The following is a 13,371-nucleotide window of genomic DNA, read 5'->3' on the forward strand; positions in this document are numbered from 1 at the left end:
TCCATGCCCGAGCTCAATCACAGTGAAGCCCCCCTGCCCTTTCCGATCCTGATCGGCGATATCGGCGGAACCAATGCGCGTTTCTCCATTGTCGTCGATGCCCATTCCGAGCCGGCGCATTTTCCGATCGTGCAAACCGCCAATTTCAAGACGATCGACGACGCGATCGAGGAAGCGCTTTCCAAGTCGGCGGTGCGGCCGCGCTCGGCGATCCTCGCCATGGCGGGCCCGGTGCGCGGCGACGAGATTCCGCTGACCAATTGCGACTGGGTGATCCGCCCGAAGACGATGATCTCCAATCTCGGCATGGAAGATGTGCTGATCATCAATGATTTCGAGGCGCAGGCACTGGCGATCGCCGGTATTTCCGAAGAGCACCGCGCGACCATCGGCGAGATATCGGAAGGCATGGTCGCCTCGCGCGCCGTGCTCGGCCCGGGCACCGGCCTCGGCGTCGCCGGCCTCGTTCATGCCCAGCATGCCTGGATCCCGGTACCGGGCGAAGGCGGCCATATCGATCTTGGGCCGCGCAGCGAGCGTGACCTGCAGATCTGGCCGCATCTGGAAACGATCGAGGGCCGCATTTCCGCCGAGCAGGTCCTCTGCGGCCGCGGCCTGCAGAACCTCTACCATGCGATCTGCAAGACCGACGGCATCGAGCCTAGCCTCAAGGAACCGGCCGATATCACGGCGCAAGCGCTCGCTGAAACCAACATTCAGGCCGAAGAGACCCTGACGCTATTCGTCACCTATCTCGGTCGCGTCGCCGGCGATATCGCGCTGGTCTTCATGGCGCGGGGTGGCGTCTATATCACCGGCGGCATCTCGCAAAAGATCCTGCCGGCGCTGCAGAAGCCGGAATTCCGCGCCGCCTTCGAAGACAAGGCGCCGCATACCGCGCTCTTGAAATCGATCCCGACGCATGTGGTCACCCATCCGCTGGCCGCACTCTCAGGACTCACGGCCTATGCCCGCGCACCGGCCAGTTTCGGCCTGGCAACGGACGGACGGCGCTGGCGGCGTTGATCCGATCAGGGCCGCAGGCAGCCTTTTTGAAGGGGCTTCCTTCCCTTATAATGATCTTGGCTCCATGGCTTGCCCCTTAACCAGTGCGGCAGGCCATCTCTAGCCAAAGCCGTCCTAACTCTTTATAGAGCCGCGAAAGCATGTGCCATGTGCGGCTCGCTTGGTTTGAGACAGGAAGCCGATTTTTGAAATCGCCCGATACCAAAAACAATAGCGTCGACAGTGAGACCATCAGCGGTATCCTGAAGCGCATCATTGCCGAAAATGGCCGTGAGCACCTCTGGGGTTATTCGATTGCCATCGTTTGCCTGATCCTGGTGGCGCTTTCGACCGCATTCATCGCCTACATCATGAAGACGATCATCAACCAGGCCTTCGTCGAGCGCCGGGCCGATATCGTCTGGCTCGTCTGCTCCGCGATCTTCGTCGCTTTCGTGATGCGCGGTTTCGCGGGCTATTTCCAGTCGGTCATCCTCAGCAAGATCGGCAATAACATCATCGCGCGCTACCAGCGCCGGCTCTACGCGCATCTGATGACCTTGTCGGTCGGCTTCTTCAACGAGGCGCGGTCGGCACAGATCGCCGCGCGCGTCAGCCAGAACGTCTCCGGTATCCGCGACGTCATGAACCTGACGATCACTTCGACAGCACGCGACCTTCTGACCTTTGTCGCCCTGCTCGGCGTCATGGTGGTGCAGGATCCGATGCTGAGCCTTGCCGTCTTTATCGCGGCACCGCCGCTGCTCTATGCCCTGCGCTATGTCTCCAAGCGCCTTCGCTCGGCGACGCGCGAGGCAGTCAATTTGAACAGCCACGTTCTGGGCGCGATGCAGGAGACGATCCAGGGCATCTCCATCGTCAAGGCCTTCACGATGGAAGAGCAGCTGGATCGCAAGATCAACAAGCTGATCACCGCAGCCGAACACCGGCAAAATCGTATTGCCCGACTGTCGGAGCGCAACGGACCCCTGACGGAAAGTTTCGCCGGTTTCGCGGTCGCGAGCGTACTGGCCTATGCCGCCTACCGCTCGATCTATCACGACGTTCCTCCGGGCGCCTTCTTCTCTTTCGTCACTTCGCTGCTTCTGGCCTACGACCCGGCTCGCCGCCTTGCCAAGCTGCAGGTGCAGCTCGAGCGCGCCGTCGTCAACGCGCGGATGATCTACGAACTGCTCGACATGGAGCCGCGTCAGCGCGATTTGCCGGATGCCAAGCCGCTGGTCGTCACCGAGGCCCGCATCGAATTTCGCGGCGTCCACTTCGCCTATGGTGACGACACGGTTCTGGACGATGTCAGCTTCGTTGCCGAAGGTGGACAGACGACGGCACTGGTCGGCCCTTCCGGCGCCGGCAAATCCACCGTCATCAATCTCATTCCGCGCTTCTACGACCCGAAGGCCGGCAGCATCCTGATCGACGGACAGGATATCAGCCACATCACCAAGCAGTCGCTGCGCCAACATCTCGCCTATGTCTCGCAGCAGCCCTACCTCTTTGAAGGCACGATCCGCGACAATATCCGTTATGGTCGCCCTGATGCGACGAATGACGACATCGAGGAAGCAGCCCGGCACGCTTACGCCCATGACTTCATCATGGCGCAAGCGCAGGGCTACGACACGCCGGTCGGCGAAAACGGCGTGACGCTTTCCGGCGGCCAGCGGCAGCGCCTGTCGATTGCCCGCGCGCTGGTGCGCAACGCGCCGATCCTGCTGCTCGACGAAGCCACGTCGGCGCTCGATACGGAGTCGGAAGCGGCCGTGCAGAAGGCGCTGGACGAAGCCATGAGCGGCCGCACGGTCGTCGTCATCGCTCATCGTCTGTCGACGGTCGTCCGGGCCGAGAAGATCATTGTCATGCAGAATGGGCGCGTCGTCGAAGAGGGCAACCACGAGACGCTTGCGGAGGCCGACAATGGCCTTTACGCTCGCCTCAACAACCTTCAGCGGCCGGCCGTTTCCGGCAATTCCCGCAAATAAGACGATAGAGACGACATGAGCGACGATGCGATGAAGCTGGTGGTGGTGGGCGCGGCAGGCCGCATGGGGCAGGCCCTGATCCGCCTCATCCACGCCACCGAAGGTGTCACCCTTCACGCCGCCGTCGCGCGCCCAGGCTCCGCCTTCATCGGCAAGGATGCCGGCGAGATCGCCGGGCTGGGGCCGATCGGCATTCCCGTCACCGATGACCCGCTGTCAGCCTTCCTGCATGCCGAAGGCGTCATCGATTTTACCACGCCGGCAACCAGTGTCACCTTCGCAGACCTCGCCGCTCAGGCGCGCATCGTCCACATCATCGGCACGACCGGCTGCTCGGCGGAAGACGAGACCAGGTTCAAGGCCGCTGCCCGCCATGCCCGCATCGTCAAGTCGGGCAATATGGGCCTCGGCATCAACCTTCTGAGCGTCCTTGTCGAGCAGGCCGCGCGGGCGCTTCCGCCGGCCGACTGGGATATCGAAGTTCTGGAAATGCACCATAAGCACAAAGTCGACGCGCCATCAGGCACCGCTCTGCTGCTGGGTGAAGCCGCTGCCAAAGGGCGTGGCATCGATCTTGACGATCATTCCGTGCGCGTGCGCGACGGCTATACCGGCCCGCGTCCAGCTGGTTCAATCGGCTTTGCCACGCTGCGCGGCGGTGCCGTCATCGGCGATCACTCGGTTATTTTTGCCGGCGAAGGCGAGCGGTTGACGTTGTCCCATAGTGCGGGCGACCGGTCATTGTTTGCCCGCGGCGCGCTTCAAGCGGCTCTCTGGGCACGCGACAAGAAGCCCGGCCTTTATTCCATGCTCGATGTCCTCGGGCTTTCCACACGTTGATACGATCCTTTCAAGGAGGAATATTTCATGAGCGGTACTCTCGTCCTCGTTCGCCATGGCCAGAGCGACTGGAATTTGAAGAATCTCTTTACCGGCTGGAAGGATCCCGACCTGACGGCGCAGGGCGTTGAAGAAGCCAAGACCGGCGGCAAGGCGCTCGCCGATTACGGCATCAAATACGACGTCGCCTTCACCTCGGTGCTCACCCGCGCCCAGCACACGCTGAAGATCATCCTTGATGAAGTCGGTCAGCCCGGCCTGGAAACGATCAAGGATCAGGCGCTGAACGAGCGCGACTATGGCGATCTCTCCGGCCTCAACAAGGACGACGCCCGCGCCAAGTGGGGCGAGGAACAGGTGCATATCTGGCGCCGTTCCTACGACGTGCCCCCGCCCGGCGGCGAAAGCCTGCGCGACACCGGCGCCCGCGTCTGGCCCTATTATCTCACCGAAATCCTGCCGCGCGTGCTCGCCGGCCAGAAGGTGCTCGTCGCCGCCCACGGCAACTCGCTGCGCTCGCTGGTCATGGTGCTCGACCGCCTGACCAAGGAACAGATCCTGGCGCTTAACCTCGCGACCGGCGTGCCGATGGTCTACAAGCTCAACGCCGACTCCACCGTCGCTTCCAAGGAAGTGCTCGGCGATATGTCCGGCGCGCATTGAGCGCGCTTTTAGCCTTGCAATCAATGAGCCGGGGAGATTTGTTCTCCCCGGTTTTTTTATGATCAATTCTCGATCGTAAACCGCACCCGATCCGCAGCAAAGCGTGAGATCGAATATTGCACCAGCACGCCGTCGAGATCGGCGTTCAATGCCCTCGTGTTCATGACGATGGCGCCGGGAGAAAGTTCGAGGTCGGTGAGATCGCCTTCCTCCGCATGAGTGGCGGTGATCTCCGTGACGACACGCACATAATCGGCGACGCCAAGTTCGCGGAACGCCTTGGTGATCGAACCGGTGGCCTTGTAGATCTCGGCAATGTCGGCAAAACGATCGGCAGGGAACCAGCTCGTGGCGCGTGACACCGGGCGACGGTCGGCCCGACCAAGCGTTTCCAGTCGGACGACACTTGTACCAGGTTCCAGCTTCAGCCAGCGGGCCACCTCGGCATCGGCGATTTCATTGCTACTCGCCACCAGCATGCTGCTGGACTCCCGGACTTGGTCACCGATCCCTTGAGAAAACCGCGTCCGTTTCGAGATCGGGAAATTCAGCCGCTCCTTGCGCTCGATCAGGGTGCCCCGCCCCTGCACGGCGCGAACGATGCCTTCCTGCCCCAAAGCGGCCAGCGCGCTTCGCACCGTATGCCGGTTGACGCCGAATTGCAGCGCCAGCGCCGTTTCCGGCGGCACCATGCCGGTTTCGTCGAAATCGCCCTGATTGATCGACGCGCGAATCCGGTCGGCGATCTGCCGCCAGAGCGCCACGCCCGTCTGTCTCTGTACCTTCTGCCCCGCCATATTTCCCGCTTGCCCTGTCATACGCTTGTCACGTCGCCTCAATAGATATAAAACATACCTTGTATGGTTGTCTATATCAATAGACATTTTGAGGAAGACGCGATGAATTCAGCACAGAGGCAAGAGGCGGCCGCGCAGGAGCGCCGGGAACGCAAGCGCACGGCGGATCTTCTGGCGCGGGCCGAACGCGACGAGTTCGATGCGGCCTGGGAAGCACTGTCCGAGAAGCCGGTTATCCAGCCGGTGCGCGGGCCGGAAACCGGTCTCGTCATGGTGCGCGGGCGGATCGGCGGCGGCGGCGCCCCCTTCAATCTCGGCGAGGTCACGGTAACCCGCGCCACCATTAGGCTCGCCTCCGGCACGGTCGGCCACGCACATGCGCTCGGCACCGACCGCGAGAAGGTCCGGCTGGCGGCGATCTTCGACGCGCTCTGGCACCAGCCGGCCACCAAGGATTTCGTCGAGAAGGCAATCCTGCTGCCGATCACCGAGCGGATCGCCGGACGGGATCGGCAACGAGCCGAAGAGACGGCCGCTACCCGCGTCGATTTCTTCACCATGGTCCGCGGAGAAGACTGATGACCCTTTCCACTATCTCCAGCATACCCGACAACGACGCCCTGACCGGCGGCTTTACCAACCCGGTCTTCGACGCGCAGAGCGTCTTCAAGATGATGATGGACGCGATGGCGCGGCCGGGAACCCTGCAGACGGTCGTCTCGGACATTGCGCCGCCCGCACTGCTCGGCATCGCCGCCGGCGCCATTGCGCTCACCCTTTGCGACCATGATACGCCGGTCTGGCTTTCGGGCGGTCTTGCACGCTCGACCATGCCGGAATGGCTCGGCTTCCACACCGGCGCGCCGGTGACCTCGGAAAAGCTCGAGGCCCGCTTTGCCTTCGTCGAAGCCGGCGTGCTGCTCGCTTCCCTCAACCAATTCGACATAGGCACCCAGGAATATCCCGACCGCTCGACGACCATCGTGCTGGAAATTGCGAGCCTCGAGGGCGGCAAGGAACTGGCGCTCTCCGGACCCGGCATTGCCGACATCAACATGATCGCGCCGGTCGGCCTGCCGGACACGTTCCTGCGCTTCTGGAACGACAATCGCGCCCTCTTCCCGCGCGGCGCCGACCTCGTTCTGACGGCCGGACGGCAATTCCTTTGCCTGCCGCGCACCACCAAGATCATCGCGACGGAGATCTGACGCATGTATGTTGCCGTAAAAGGCGGCGAAGCCGCCATCGCCAATGCCCACCGGCTGCTCGCCGATCGTCGCCGCGGCGACCGTTCGCTGCCGGCTCTCGGCATCGACCAGATCGTCGCGCAGCTTGCGCTTGCGGTCGACCGCGTCATGGCCGAAGCCTCGCTTTATGACCGGACGCTAGCAGCACTTGCCGTGCGCCAGTCGCGCGGTGATATGATCGAGGCGATCTTCCTGCTGCGCGCCTACCGCACGACGCTGCCGCGCTTCGGCTATTCCCAGCCACTGGATACGGCGGCGATGAAGATCGAGCGCCGTATCTCCGCCACCTACAAGGACCTGCCGGGCGGCCAGCTTCTCGGCCCTACCTTCGATTATACCCACCGCCTGCTCGACCCGAGCCTGCTCACCGACGAGCCGGTGGACGAGCCGATGCAGCGATCGGCGGAAGAGGGTCGCGTCATGCGCGTCTCCGAAATCCTGGCCGAGGAAGGGTTGATCGAGGGCGATGGCGAGATGCCGATCGATCACGAAACTGGCGACCTGACGCGCGAGCCGATGGAATTCCCGATGACCCGCGACCTGCGCCTGCAGGCGCTCGCCCGTGGCGATGAGGGTTTTCTTCTGGCGCTTGGCTATTCCACCCAGCGTGGCTACGGCCGCAATCATCCCTTCACCGGCGAAATCCGCATCGGAGAAGTCGAGGTCGAACTCGACGTGCCGGAACTCGGTTTCGCCGTCTCGCTCGGCAGCATCCAGGTGACCGAGTGCCAGATGGTCAACCAGTTCAAGGGTTCGGCCAAGGCGCCGCCACAATTCACGCGCGGCTACGGCCTTGTCTTCGGCCAGAGCGAGCGCAAGGCCATGGCGATGTCGCTGGTCGACCGGGCGTTGCGCGCCGACGAACTCGGCGAGGATATCGTCGCCCCCGCCCAGGACGAGGAATTCGTCATCTCCCATTCCGACAACGTGCAGGCGACCGGCTTCGTCGAACATCTGAAGCTGCCGCACTATGTCGACTTCCAGGCCGAGCTCGACCTGGTGCGCCGCATGCGCCGCGACTTCGAGGCCGCCCGCGACGGCGTCAAGGATCCCCTGACGGAGGCAGCCGAATGACCGATCTCGCCACCTACAACTTCGCCTATCTCGACGAACAGACCAAGCGGATGATCCGCCGCGCCATCCTGAAGGCGATCGCCATTCCCGGCTATCAGGTGCCCTTCGCCTCGCGCGAAATGCCGATGCCCTATGGCTGGGGCACCGGCGGCGTGCAGCTCACCGCGGCGATCATCGGGCCGGACGATGTCCTGAAGGTCATCGACCAGGGCGCCGACGACACCACCAACGCCGTCTCCATCCGCGCCTTCTTCCAGAAGGTGGCCAATGTCGCGGTCACCACCCGTACGGAAGAGGCGACGATCATCCAGACGCGCCACCGCATCCCGGAAGCCAAGCTCGGCCCTAATCAGGTGCTGGTCTACCAGGTGCCGATCCCGGAACCCTTACGCTTCCTGGAACCGCGCGAGACCGAGACCCGCAAGATGCATGCGCTCGAGGAATACGGCCTCATGCATGTAAAACTCTACGAGGACATCGCCCGCAACGGCCGCATCGCCACCACCTACGCCTATCCGGTGAAGGTCGCCGGCCGCTACGTGATGGACCCATCGCCGACGCCGAAATTCGACAATCCGAAAATGCACCTGTCGGATGCGCTGCAGCTCTTCGGCGCCGGCCGCGAGAAGCGCATCTATGCGGTGCCGCCCTATACCGAGGTGGTCAGCCTCGACTTTGAGGATCACCCCTTTGAAGTACAGCGCTTCGACAAGCCCTGCGCGCTCTGCGGCGCCGAGCAGGTCTATCTCGACGAAGTGATCCTCGACGACAAGGGCGGACGGATGTTCGTCTGCTCCGACACCGATTTCTGTGAAGACCGCCGCGCCCACGGCCATGTCGGCACCATGCTTGCCCCAAATGGGCAGGCACCCAATCAGGAGGCCGCCGAATGAGCGACACACCACTCCTCAAGGTCAAGGACATCTCGAAATTCTACGGCAGCCGCATCGGATGCCGTGACGTCTCCTTCGATCTCTGGCCCGGCGAAGTGCTGGCCATCGTCGGCGAAAGCGGCTCGGGCAAGACCACCCTGCTCAACTGCATCTCGACGCGGCTGCTGCCGACCACCGGCAGCGTCGAATACCACATGCGCGACGAGACCTATCGCGACCTCTTCCGCATGAACGAGGCCGAGCGCCGCTTTCTGATGCGGACCGACTGGGGCTTCGTCCATCAGAACCCCGCCGACGGGTTGCGCATGACGGTCTCGGCCGGCGCCAATGTCGGCGAGCGGCTGATGGCGATCGGCAACCGTCATTACGGCAACATCCGCGCCACGGCGGTCGATTGGCTGGAACGCGTCGAAATCGACGCCGACCGTATCGACGACCAGCCGCGCGCCTTCTCTGGCGGCATGCGCCAGCGTCTGCAGATCGCCCGCAATCTGGTGACCGGCCCGCGCCTGGTGTTCATGGACGAGCCGACCGGCGGCCTCGACGTCTCCGTGCAGGCGCGCCTGCTCGACCTCGTGCGCGGCCTCGTCAACGATCTCGGCCTGTCGGCGATCATCGTCACCCACGATCTTGCCGTCGCCCGCCTGCTGTCGCACCGCATGATGGTGATGAAGGACGGCTACGTCATCGAGCACGGTCTGACCGACCGCGTGCTCGACGATCCGCGCGAACCCTACACGCAGCTGCTCGTCTCTTCGATCCTGCAGGTCTGAGGAAAAACCATGGCAACCCCCCTCGTCGTTTCCGAAGTCTTCAAGAGCTTCACCATGCATCTGCGCGACGGCATTCGCCTGCCTGTCGTCGCCGATGTCTCCTTCTCGGTCGCAGCCGGCGAATGCGTCGTGCTCGGCGGCCCCTCCGGCATCGGCAAGAGCTCGCTCTTGAAGATGATCTACGGCAACTATGCCGTTGACGCCGGCCAGATCCTGATAACGCAAAAGGACAAGATCATCGATCTTGCCACCGCCGATCCACGCACCGTTCTCGAGGTTCGCCGCCATACGCTCGGCTATGTCAGCCAGTTCCTGCGCACCGTGCCGCGCGTGGCCGCCATCGACGTTGTTGCCGAGCCGCTTCTGGCGCGCGGCGTGGCGCTGGCGGATGCGCGGCAAAAGGCTGGCGACCTGCTCGCCCAGCTCAATCTACCGCAAGAGCTTTGGCAATTGCCGCCCGCCACCTTCTCCGGCGGCGAGCAGCAGCGCGTCAATATCGCCCGCGGCTTCATCACCGACCACGCCATCCTGCTGCTCGACGAACCGACCGCCTCCCTCGACGCCCGGAACCGTGCCGTGGTGGTCTCGATGATCGAGGAGAAGAAAAGGGCCGGCGTCGCCCTGCTCGGCATCTTCCACGACGAGGAAGTGCGCGAAGCGGTCGGTAGCCGGATTCTCGACGTCTCCCGCTTCTCGCCCAGAAAGTCCGCCGCATGAGCCGTCAATTGGGCGAAACGCCCTTCATCAACCCGACAGCAACGATCAAGAACTCGACCTTCGGCCGCTATACCGAGGTCTCGGAGCGTTGCCGCCTCGACGAGGTCGAGATTGGCGATTATTCCTATATCATGCAGGACGGCGCCGTCTGGTGCGCGACGATCGGCAAGTTCGTCAACATCGCCGCCAGCGTCCGCATCAACGCCACCAACCATCCGACATGGCGGGCGACGCTGCATCACTTCACCTATCGCGCGGCAGATTATTGGCCGGATGCCGATATGGAGACGGATTTCTTCACCTGGCGGCGCGAGAACCGCGTCGTGATCGGTCATGACGTCTGGATCGGCCACGGCGCCACCATCCTGCCGGGCGTCACGGTCGGCAATGGTGCCGTCATCGGCGCCGGTGCCGTCGTTTCCAAGGATGTGGCCCCCTATACGATCGTCGGTGGCGTGCCGGCCAAGCTCATCCGCGAGCGTTTCACCGCCGAGATCGGCGCGCAGATGGACAAGCTTGCCTGGTGGGACTGGGATCACGCCACTCTGCGCACGGCGCTGACCGACTTCCGCGCCCTTTCCGCCGAGGATTTTTTGATCCGCTACGGCGCATGAGGACGTTTTTCGCCGATACGGGGCTTGCGCCGGCCGACTAAGGATCCAGCGTCTGGCGACCCTTTGAGACCAGATAGTCGAGGGAGACGCCTTCATGGCAAAGCAGTTCGAAAGCATCGATGACCGGCTGCGCGATTTCATTGCCCGGCAGCATATCTTCTTCACGGCGTCGGCGACCGCGGAATCCCGCGTCAACGTTTCGCCCCGCGAGACGCTGTGCCTGCGCATCATCTCGCCCAACACCGCCATCTATCTCGACCGCACCGGCAGCGGCAACGAGACCTCGGCGCATATGAAGGCCGACGGGCGGCTGACCATCATGTTCTGCGCCGTCGCGGGGCCGCCGATGATCCTGCGCCTCTATGGGCGCGGCCGGATCATTCACAGGACATCGGCTGAATACCGGAAATTGCTGCATACATATTATGCCGGCGAAGAACCGCTCGGTGCCCGCCAGATCGTCTGGCTGGATATCGACCTCGTCCAGACCTCCTGCGGCTTCGGCGTGCCGCTCTTTTCCTATGAAGGCGAAAGGCCGAGCCTCGATCAGTGGGCCAAGGCCAAGGGTCCCGATGGTATCGAGGAATACCGGCGAGAAAAGAACGTCCGCAGCATGGATGGTCTGCCGACGGGTTTATTTGACACCGAAAGCAACTAAGCGTTTCGACTGAATCATCCCGCCGCACCAATAGCGGGGGATTGTAACAACACTTACACAAAACTGACATCGGAGCTTCATGAAGCGGCGATAATGCGTTGCCTATACTTGGCGCACAGCCGCTCGAAATTCGGTTTCGAGGCAAGGCACCTGCGCCTGTTCATAGTTAGTAGCGCGACGTCAATGCTAGCTGCGGACCAAAGCAGCGGCGAAAGGGAAAGCTTCATGTTCGAGCTCAAGAATGTCTCGCGCCGTTTCGGAAACAAGCTCGCTGTCGATTCCGTGACGCTGGACATTCCGCAAGGACAGATGGTTGGTGTCATTGGCCGCTCGGGCGCCGGCAAGTCCACGCTGCTGCGCATGATCAACCGCCTCGCCGACCCGACTTCCGGCTCGATCCATTTCGCCGGCACCGAGGTTTCCAAGCTGAGCGGCCGGGCGCTGCGCAACTGGCAGCGCGACTGCGCCATGATCTTCCAGCAGTTCAACCTGGTCCCGCGCCTCGACGTCCTGACCAACGTCATGCTCGGCCGCCTCAACCAGCGCTCGACCGTCATGAGCCTTCTCTCGGTCTTCACCCGCGAAGAGCGCATCGAAGCGATCGCGGCGCTGGAGCGCCTCGGCATCGAGCAGACGGCATTGCAGATGGCCGGCACGCTGTCGGGCGGCCAGCAGCAGCGCGTCGCCATCTGCCGCGCGCTGATGCAGCAGCCGAAGATGATGCTGGCCGACGAGCCGATCGCCTCGCTCGATCCGCTCAACGCCAAGATCGTCATGGACGCTTTGCGCGACATCAACGAGCGCGAAGGCATCACCGTCATCACCAACCTGCACACGCTGGATACGGCCCGCAACTATTGCGAACGCATCGTCGGCATGGCCGCCGGCCGTGTCGTATTCGACGGCAAGCCGTCCGACCTGACGGCCGCAGCCGTCAAGGAAATCTACGGCACCGACAAGGATGGCGCCGGTGTCGACGAGACGATGACGTCGACCGCCATCAACATTCCCGATCCGGCCGCGCAAGCCGCGGCACATGCATCCGCCGGCCCGCAACCGCTGGCACTGGCCGGTCCCTGAGGGGGAGCCGGCCGCGATCGAAAGCCCGCGTCAAGGGCGCATTTCTTTCAGACCGAAGACATCCGGGGACACACCGGTTAACCAGGAGACGAACCCATGTTGAAGAAGACCCTTCTTGCAGCCACGGCGCTTCTTGCGCTTGCTGGCGGCGCTGCCGCTCAGGACCTCAAGGAATTCCGCGTTGGTATTCTCGGTGGTGAAAACGAAACCGACCGCCTGCGCAACTATGCCTGCCTCTCCGATCACCTGAAGAAGGAATTCGGCTTCGAGAAGGTATCGCTTTTCCCGGCCGCCGATTATGACGGCGTTATCCAGGGCCTGCTCGGCGGCACGCTCGACTTCGCCGAACTCGGCGCTTCCGGCTACGCAGCCGTCGCCATCAAGGACCCGAAGGCCGTCACTCCGATCCTGACCACGCAGCAGGAAGACGGCTCGACCGGCTACTACTCGATCGGTCTCGCCCTCAAGTCGTCCGGTATCAAGACCATCAAGGATGCCAAGGGCAAGAAGCTCGGCTACGCCGATCCCGACTCCACCTCGGGCTATCTCGTTCCGCTGACGCAGATCCCCAAGGACACGGGCATGCCGAACGACAAGTTCTTCGCCTCGACCCAGTTCAACGGCGGCCACGAAAACAACCTGCTCGCCGCCTATGACGGCAAGGTCGATGTTGCCGTGGACGATTCCTCGGGCCTCGGTGATTTCAAGGACGGCTACACCTCCGGTACCTTCCGCAAGGAAGTCGACAAGGGCGCCGTCGACCCGAACAAGCTCGTCGAAGTCTGGCGTTCGCCGCTGATCCCGAACGGCCCGCTCGTCGTCCGCAATGCGCTCGGCAGCGAGTGGCAGACCAAGCTGACCGACTTCTTCCTGAAGCTCCCGACGGCCGACGCCAAGTGCTTCTCGGCAATCGAAGGCGGCGCCTTCAAGGGTTACGTCAAGGTGAAGCCGGACTTCTACAACGCCGTTATCGAAGTTCGCAAAGCTGCCATCGGCGGCTGATCTTCGTC

The 13,371-nt window shown here is 63.0% G+C and carries 15 protein-coding genes; 14 read left to right on the forward strand and 1 reads right to left on the reverse strand.

Annotated elements, in window-relative coordinates; genetic code table 11:
* Positions 1-3: 3 nt before the first annotated feature.
* The 4 genes from AB6803_RS16565 to AB6803_RS16580 all read left to right on the forward strand — a co-directional run bounded on the left by AB6803_RS16565 (position 4) and on the right by AB6803_RS16580 (position 4,508).
* On the forward strand, positions 4-1,026 hold the full coding sequence (locus AB6803_RS16565; RefSeq protein ID WP_371109895.1) for a glucokinase: 1,023 nt from the start codon (positions 4-6) through the stop codon (positions 1,024-1,026).
* Between the two features lie 185 nt (positions 1,027-1,211).
* On the forward strand, positions 1,212-3,005 hold the full coding sequence (locus tag AB6803_RS16570; RefSeq protein WP_371109896.1) for an ABC transporter ATP-binding protein: 1,794 nt from the start codon (positions 1,212-1,214) through the stop codon (positions 3,003-3,005).
* A gap of 15 nt (positions 3,006-3,020) precedes the next feature.
* Positions 3,021-3,845 carry a 4-hydroxy-tetrahydrodipicolinate reductase gene (gene dapB / locus AB6803_RS16575; RefSeq protein ID WP_371109897.1) on the forward strand — a complete coding sequence of 275 codons (825 nt, stop codon included), beginning with the start codon at positions 3,021-3,023 and terminating at the stop codon, positions 3,843-3,845.
* 27 nt (positions 3,846-3,872) lie between these two features.
* On the forward strand, positions 3,873-4,508 hold the full coding sequence (locus AB6803_RS16580) for a 2,3-bisphosphoglycerate-dependent phosphoglycerate mutase (RefSeq protein WP_371109898.1): 636 nt from the start codon (positions 3,873-3,875) through the stop codon (positions 4,506-4,508).
* 62 nt (positions 4,509-4,570) lie between these two features.
* On the opposite strand, the gene phnF is transcribed toward AB6803_RS16580, so the two are convergent.
* Positions 4,571-5,305, reverse strand: coding sequence for a phosphonate metabolism transcriptional regulator PhnF (gene phnF, locus AB6803_RS16585; protein WP_371109899.1), 735 nt, complete (start codon positions 5,303-5,305; stop codon positions 4,571-4,573).
* A 102-nt stretch (positions 5,306-5,407) separates the two neighbouring features.
* On the opposite strand from phnF, the gene phnG reads away from it, so the two are divergent.
* From phnG to phnD, 10 genes are all read left to right on the forward strand, one after another.
* Positions 5,408-5,884, forward strand: coding sequence for a phosphonate C-P lyase system protein PhnG (phnG, locus tag AB6803_RS16590; protein ID WP_371109900.1), 477 nt, complete (start codon positions 5,408-5,410; stop codon positions 5,882-5,884).
* Positions 5,884-6,513, forward strand: a complete 630-nt coding sequence (phnH, locus tag AB6803_RS16595; protein ID WP_371109901.1) for a phosphonate C-P lyase system protein PhnH — start codon at positions 5,884-5,886, stop codon at positions 6,511-6,513. The genes phnG and phnH overlap by 1 nt, the downstream gene beginning before the upstream one ends.
* Before the next feature lie 3 nt (positions 6,514-6,516).
* Complete coding sequence (locus tag AB6803_RS16600; protein ID WP_371109902.1) at positions 6,517-7,626, forward strand: carbon-phosphorus lyase complex subunit PhnI; 1,110 nt, start codon at positions 6,517-6,519, stop codon at positions 7,624-7,626.
* Positions 7,623-8,519: an alpha-D-ribose 1-methylphosphonate 5-phosphate C-P-lyase PhnJ gene (locus AB6803_RS16605; RefSeq protein WP_371109903.1), complete on the forward strand. Its 897-nt coding sequence runs from the start codon at positions 7,623-7,625 to the stop codon at positions 8,517-8,519. Before AB6803_RS16600 ends, AB6803_RS16605 begins: the two co-directional genes overlap by 4 nt.
* On the forward strand, positions 8,516-9,292 hold the full coding sequence (phnK, locus tag AB6803_RS16610; RefSeq protein WP_007703004.1) for a phosphonate C-P lyase system protein PhnK: 777 nt from the start codon (positions 8,516-8,518) through the stop codon (positions 9,290-9,292). The genes AB6803_RS16605 and phnK overlap by 4 nt, the downstream gene beginning before the upstream one ends.
* 9 nt (positions 9,293-9,301) lie before the next feature.
* Positions 9,302-10,009, forward strand: coding sequence for a phosphonate C-P lyase system protein PhnL (phnL, locus tag AB6803_RS16615; RefSeq protein WP_371109904.1), 708 nt, complete (start codon positions 9,302-9,304; stop codon positions 10,007-10,009).
* Positions 10,006-10,623 carry a DapH/DapD/GlmU-related protein gene (locus tag AB6803_RS16620; protein WP_371109905.1) on the forward strand — a complete coding sequence of 206 codons (618 nt, stop codon included), beginning with the start codon at positions 10,006-10,008 and terminating at the stop codon, positions 10,621-10,623. The genes phnL and AB6803_RS16620 overlap by 4 nt, the downstream gene beginning before the upstream one ends.
* 94 nt (positions 10,624-10,717) lie before the next feature.
* The gene (locus AB6803_RS16625; protein WP_371109906.1) at positions 10,718-11,281 is read left to right on the forward strand and encodes a pyridoxamine 5'-phosphate oxidase family protein; all 564 of its coding nucleotides are present in this window, start codon (positions 10,718-10,720) and stop codon (positions 11,279-11,281) included.
* Positions 11,282-11,506: 225 nt separating this feature from the next.
* A complete protein-coding gene (gene phnC, locus AB6803_RS16630) occupies positions 11,507-12,361 on the forward strand; it encodes a phosphonate ABC transporter ATP-binding protein (protein ID WP_371109907.1) in 855 nt (284 codons plus the stop codon).
* Between the two features lie 96 nt (positions 12,362-12,457).
* Positions 12,458-13,363 carry a phosphonate ABC transporter substrate-binding protein gene (gene phnD / locus AB6803_RS16635; RefSeq protein ID WP_371109908.1) on the forward strand — a complete coding sequence of 302 codons (906 nt, stop codon included), beginning with the start codon at positions 12,458-12,460 and terminating at the stop codon, positions 13,361-13,363.
* Positions 13,364-13,371 lie beyond the last annotated feature (8 nt).

It is taken from the genome of Rhizobium sp. RCC_161_2 (assembly GCF_041355235.1).
GTDB lineage: Bacteria > Pseudomonadota > Alphaproteobacteria > Rhizobiales > Rhizobiaceae > Rhizobium.

What these genes read in the sequence shown, in the direction of transcription:
- phnF (WP_371109899.1), bottom strand. Translation starts at nt 5,305, where the DNA reads ATGGCGGGGCAGAAGGTACAGAGACAGACGGGCGTGGCGCTCTGGCGG.
- phnK (WP_007703004.1), top strand. Translation starts at nt 8,516, where the DNA reads ATGAGCGACACACCACTCCTCAAGGTCAAGGACATCTCGAAATTCTAC.
- AB6803_RS16600 (WP_371109902.1), top strand. Translation starts at nt 6,517, where the DNA reads ATGTATGTTGCCGTAAAAGGCGGCGAAGCCGCCATCGCCAATGCCCAC.
- phnG (WP_371109900.1), top strand. Translation starts at nt 5,408, where the DNA reads ATGAATTCAGCACAGAGGCAAGAGGCGGCCGCGCAGGAGCGCCGGGAA.
- phnL (WP_371109904.1), top strand. Translation starts at nt 9,302, where the DNA reads ATGGCAACCCCCCTCGTCGTTTCCGAAGTCTTCAAGAGCTTCACCATG.
- phnD (WP_371109908.1), top strand. Translation starts at nt 12,458, where the DNA reads ATGTTGAAGAAGACCCTTCTTGCAGCCACGGCGCTTCTTGCGCTTGCT.
- AB6803_RS16605 (WP_371109903.1), top strand. Translation starts at nt 7,623, where the DNA reads ATGACCGATCTCGCCACCTACAACTTCGCCTATCTCGACGAACAGACC.
- phnH (WP_371109901.1), top strand. Translation starts at nt 5,884, where the DNA reads ATGACCCTTTCCACTATCTCCAGCATACCCGACAACGACGCCCTGACC.
- AB6803_RS16625 (WP_371109906.1), top strand. Translation starts at nt 10,718, where the DNA reads ATGGCAAAGCAGTTCGAAAGCATCGATGACCGGCTGCGCGATTTCATT.
- phnC (WP_371109907.1), top strand. Translation starts at nt 11,507, where the DNA reads ATGTTCGAGCTCAAGAATGTCTCGCGCCGTTTCGGAAACAAGCTCGCT.
- AB6803_RS16580 (WP_371109898.1), top strand. Translation starts at nt 3,873, where the DNA reads ATGAGCGGTACTCTCGTCCTCGTTCGCCATGGCCAGAGCGACTGGAAT.
- AB6803_RS16565 (WP_371109895.1), top strand. Translation starts at nt 4, where the DNA reads ATGCCCGAGCTCAATCACAGTGAAGCCCCCCTGCCCTTTCCGATCCTG.
- dapB (WP_371109897.1), top strand. Translation starts at nt 3,021, where the DNA reads ATGAGCGACGATGCGATGAAGCTGGTGGTGGTGGGCGCGGCAGGCCGC.
- AB6803_RS16620 (WP_371109905.1), top strand. Translation starts at nt 10,006, where the DNA reads ATGAGCCGTCAATTGGGCGAAACGCCCTTCATCAACCCGACAGCAACG.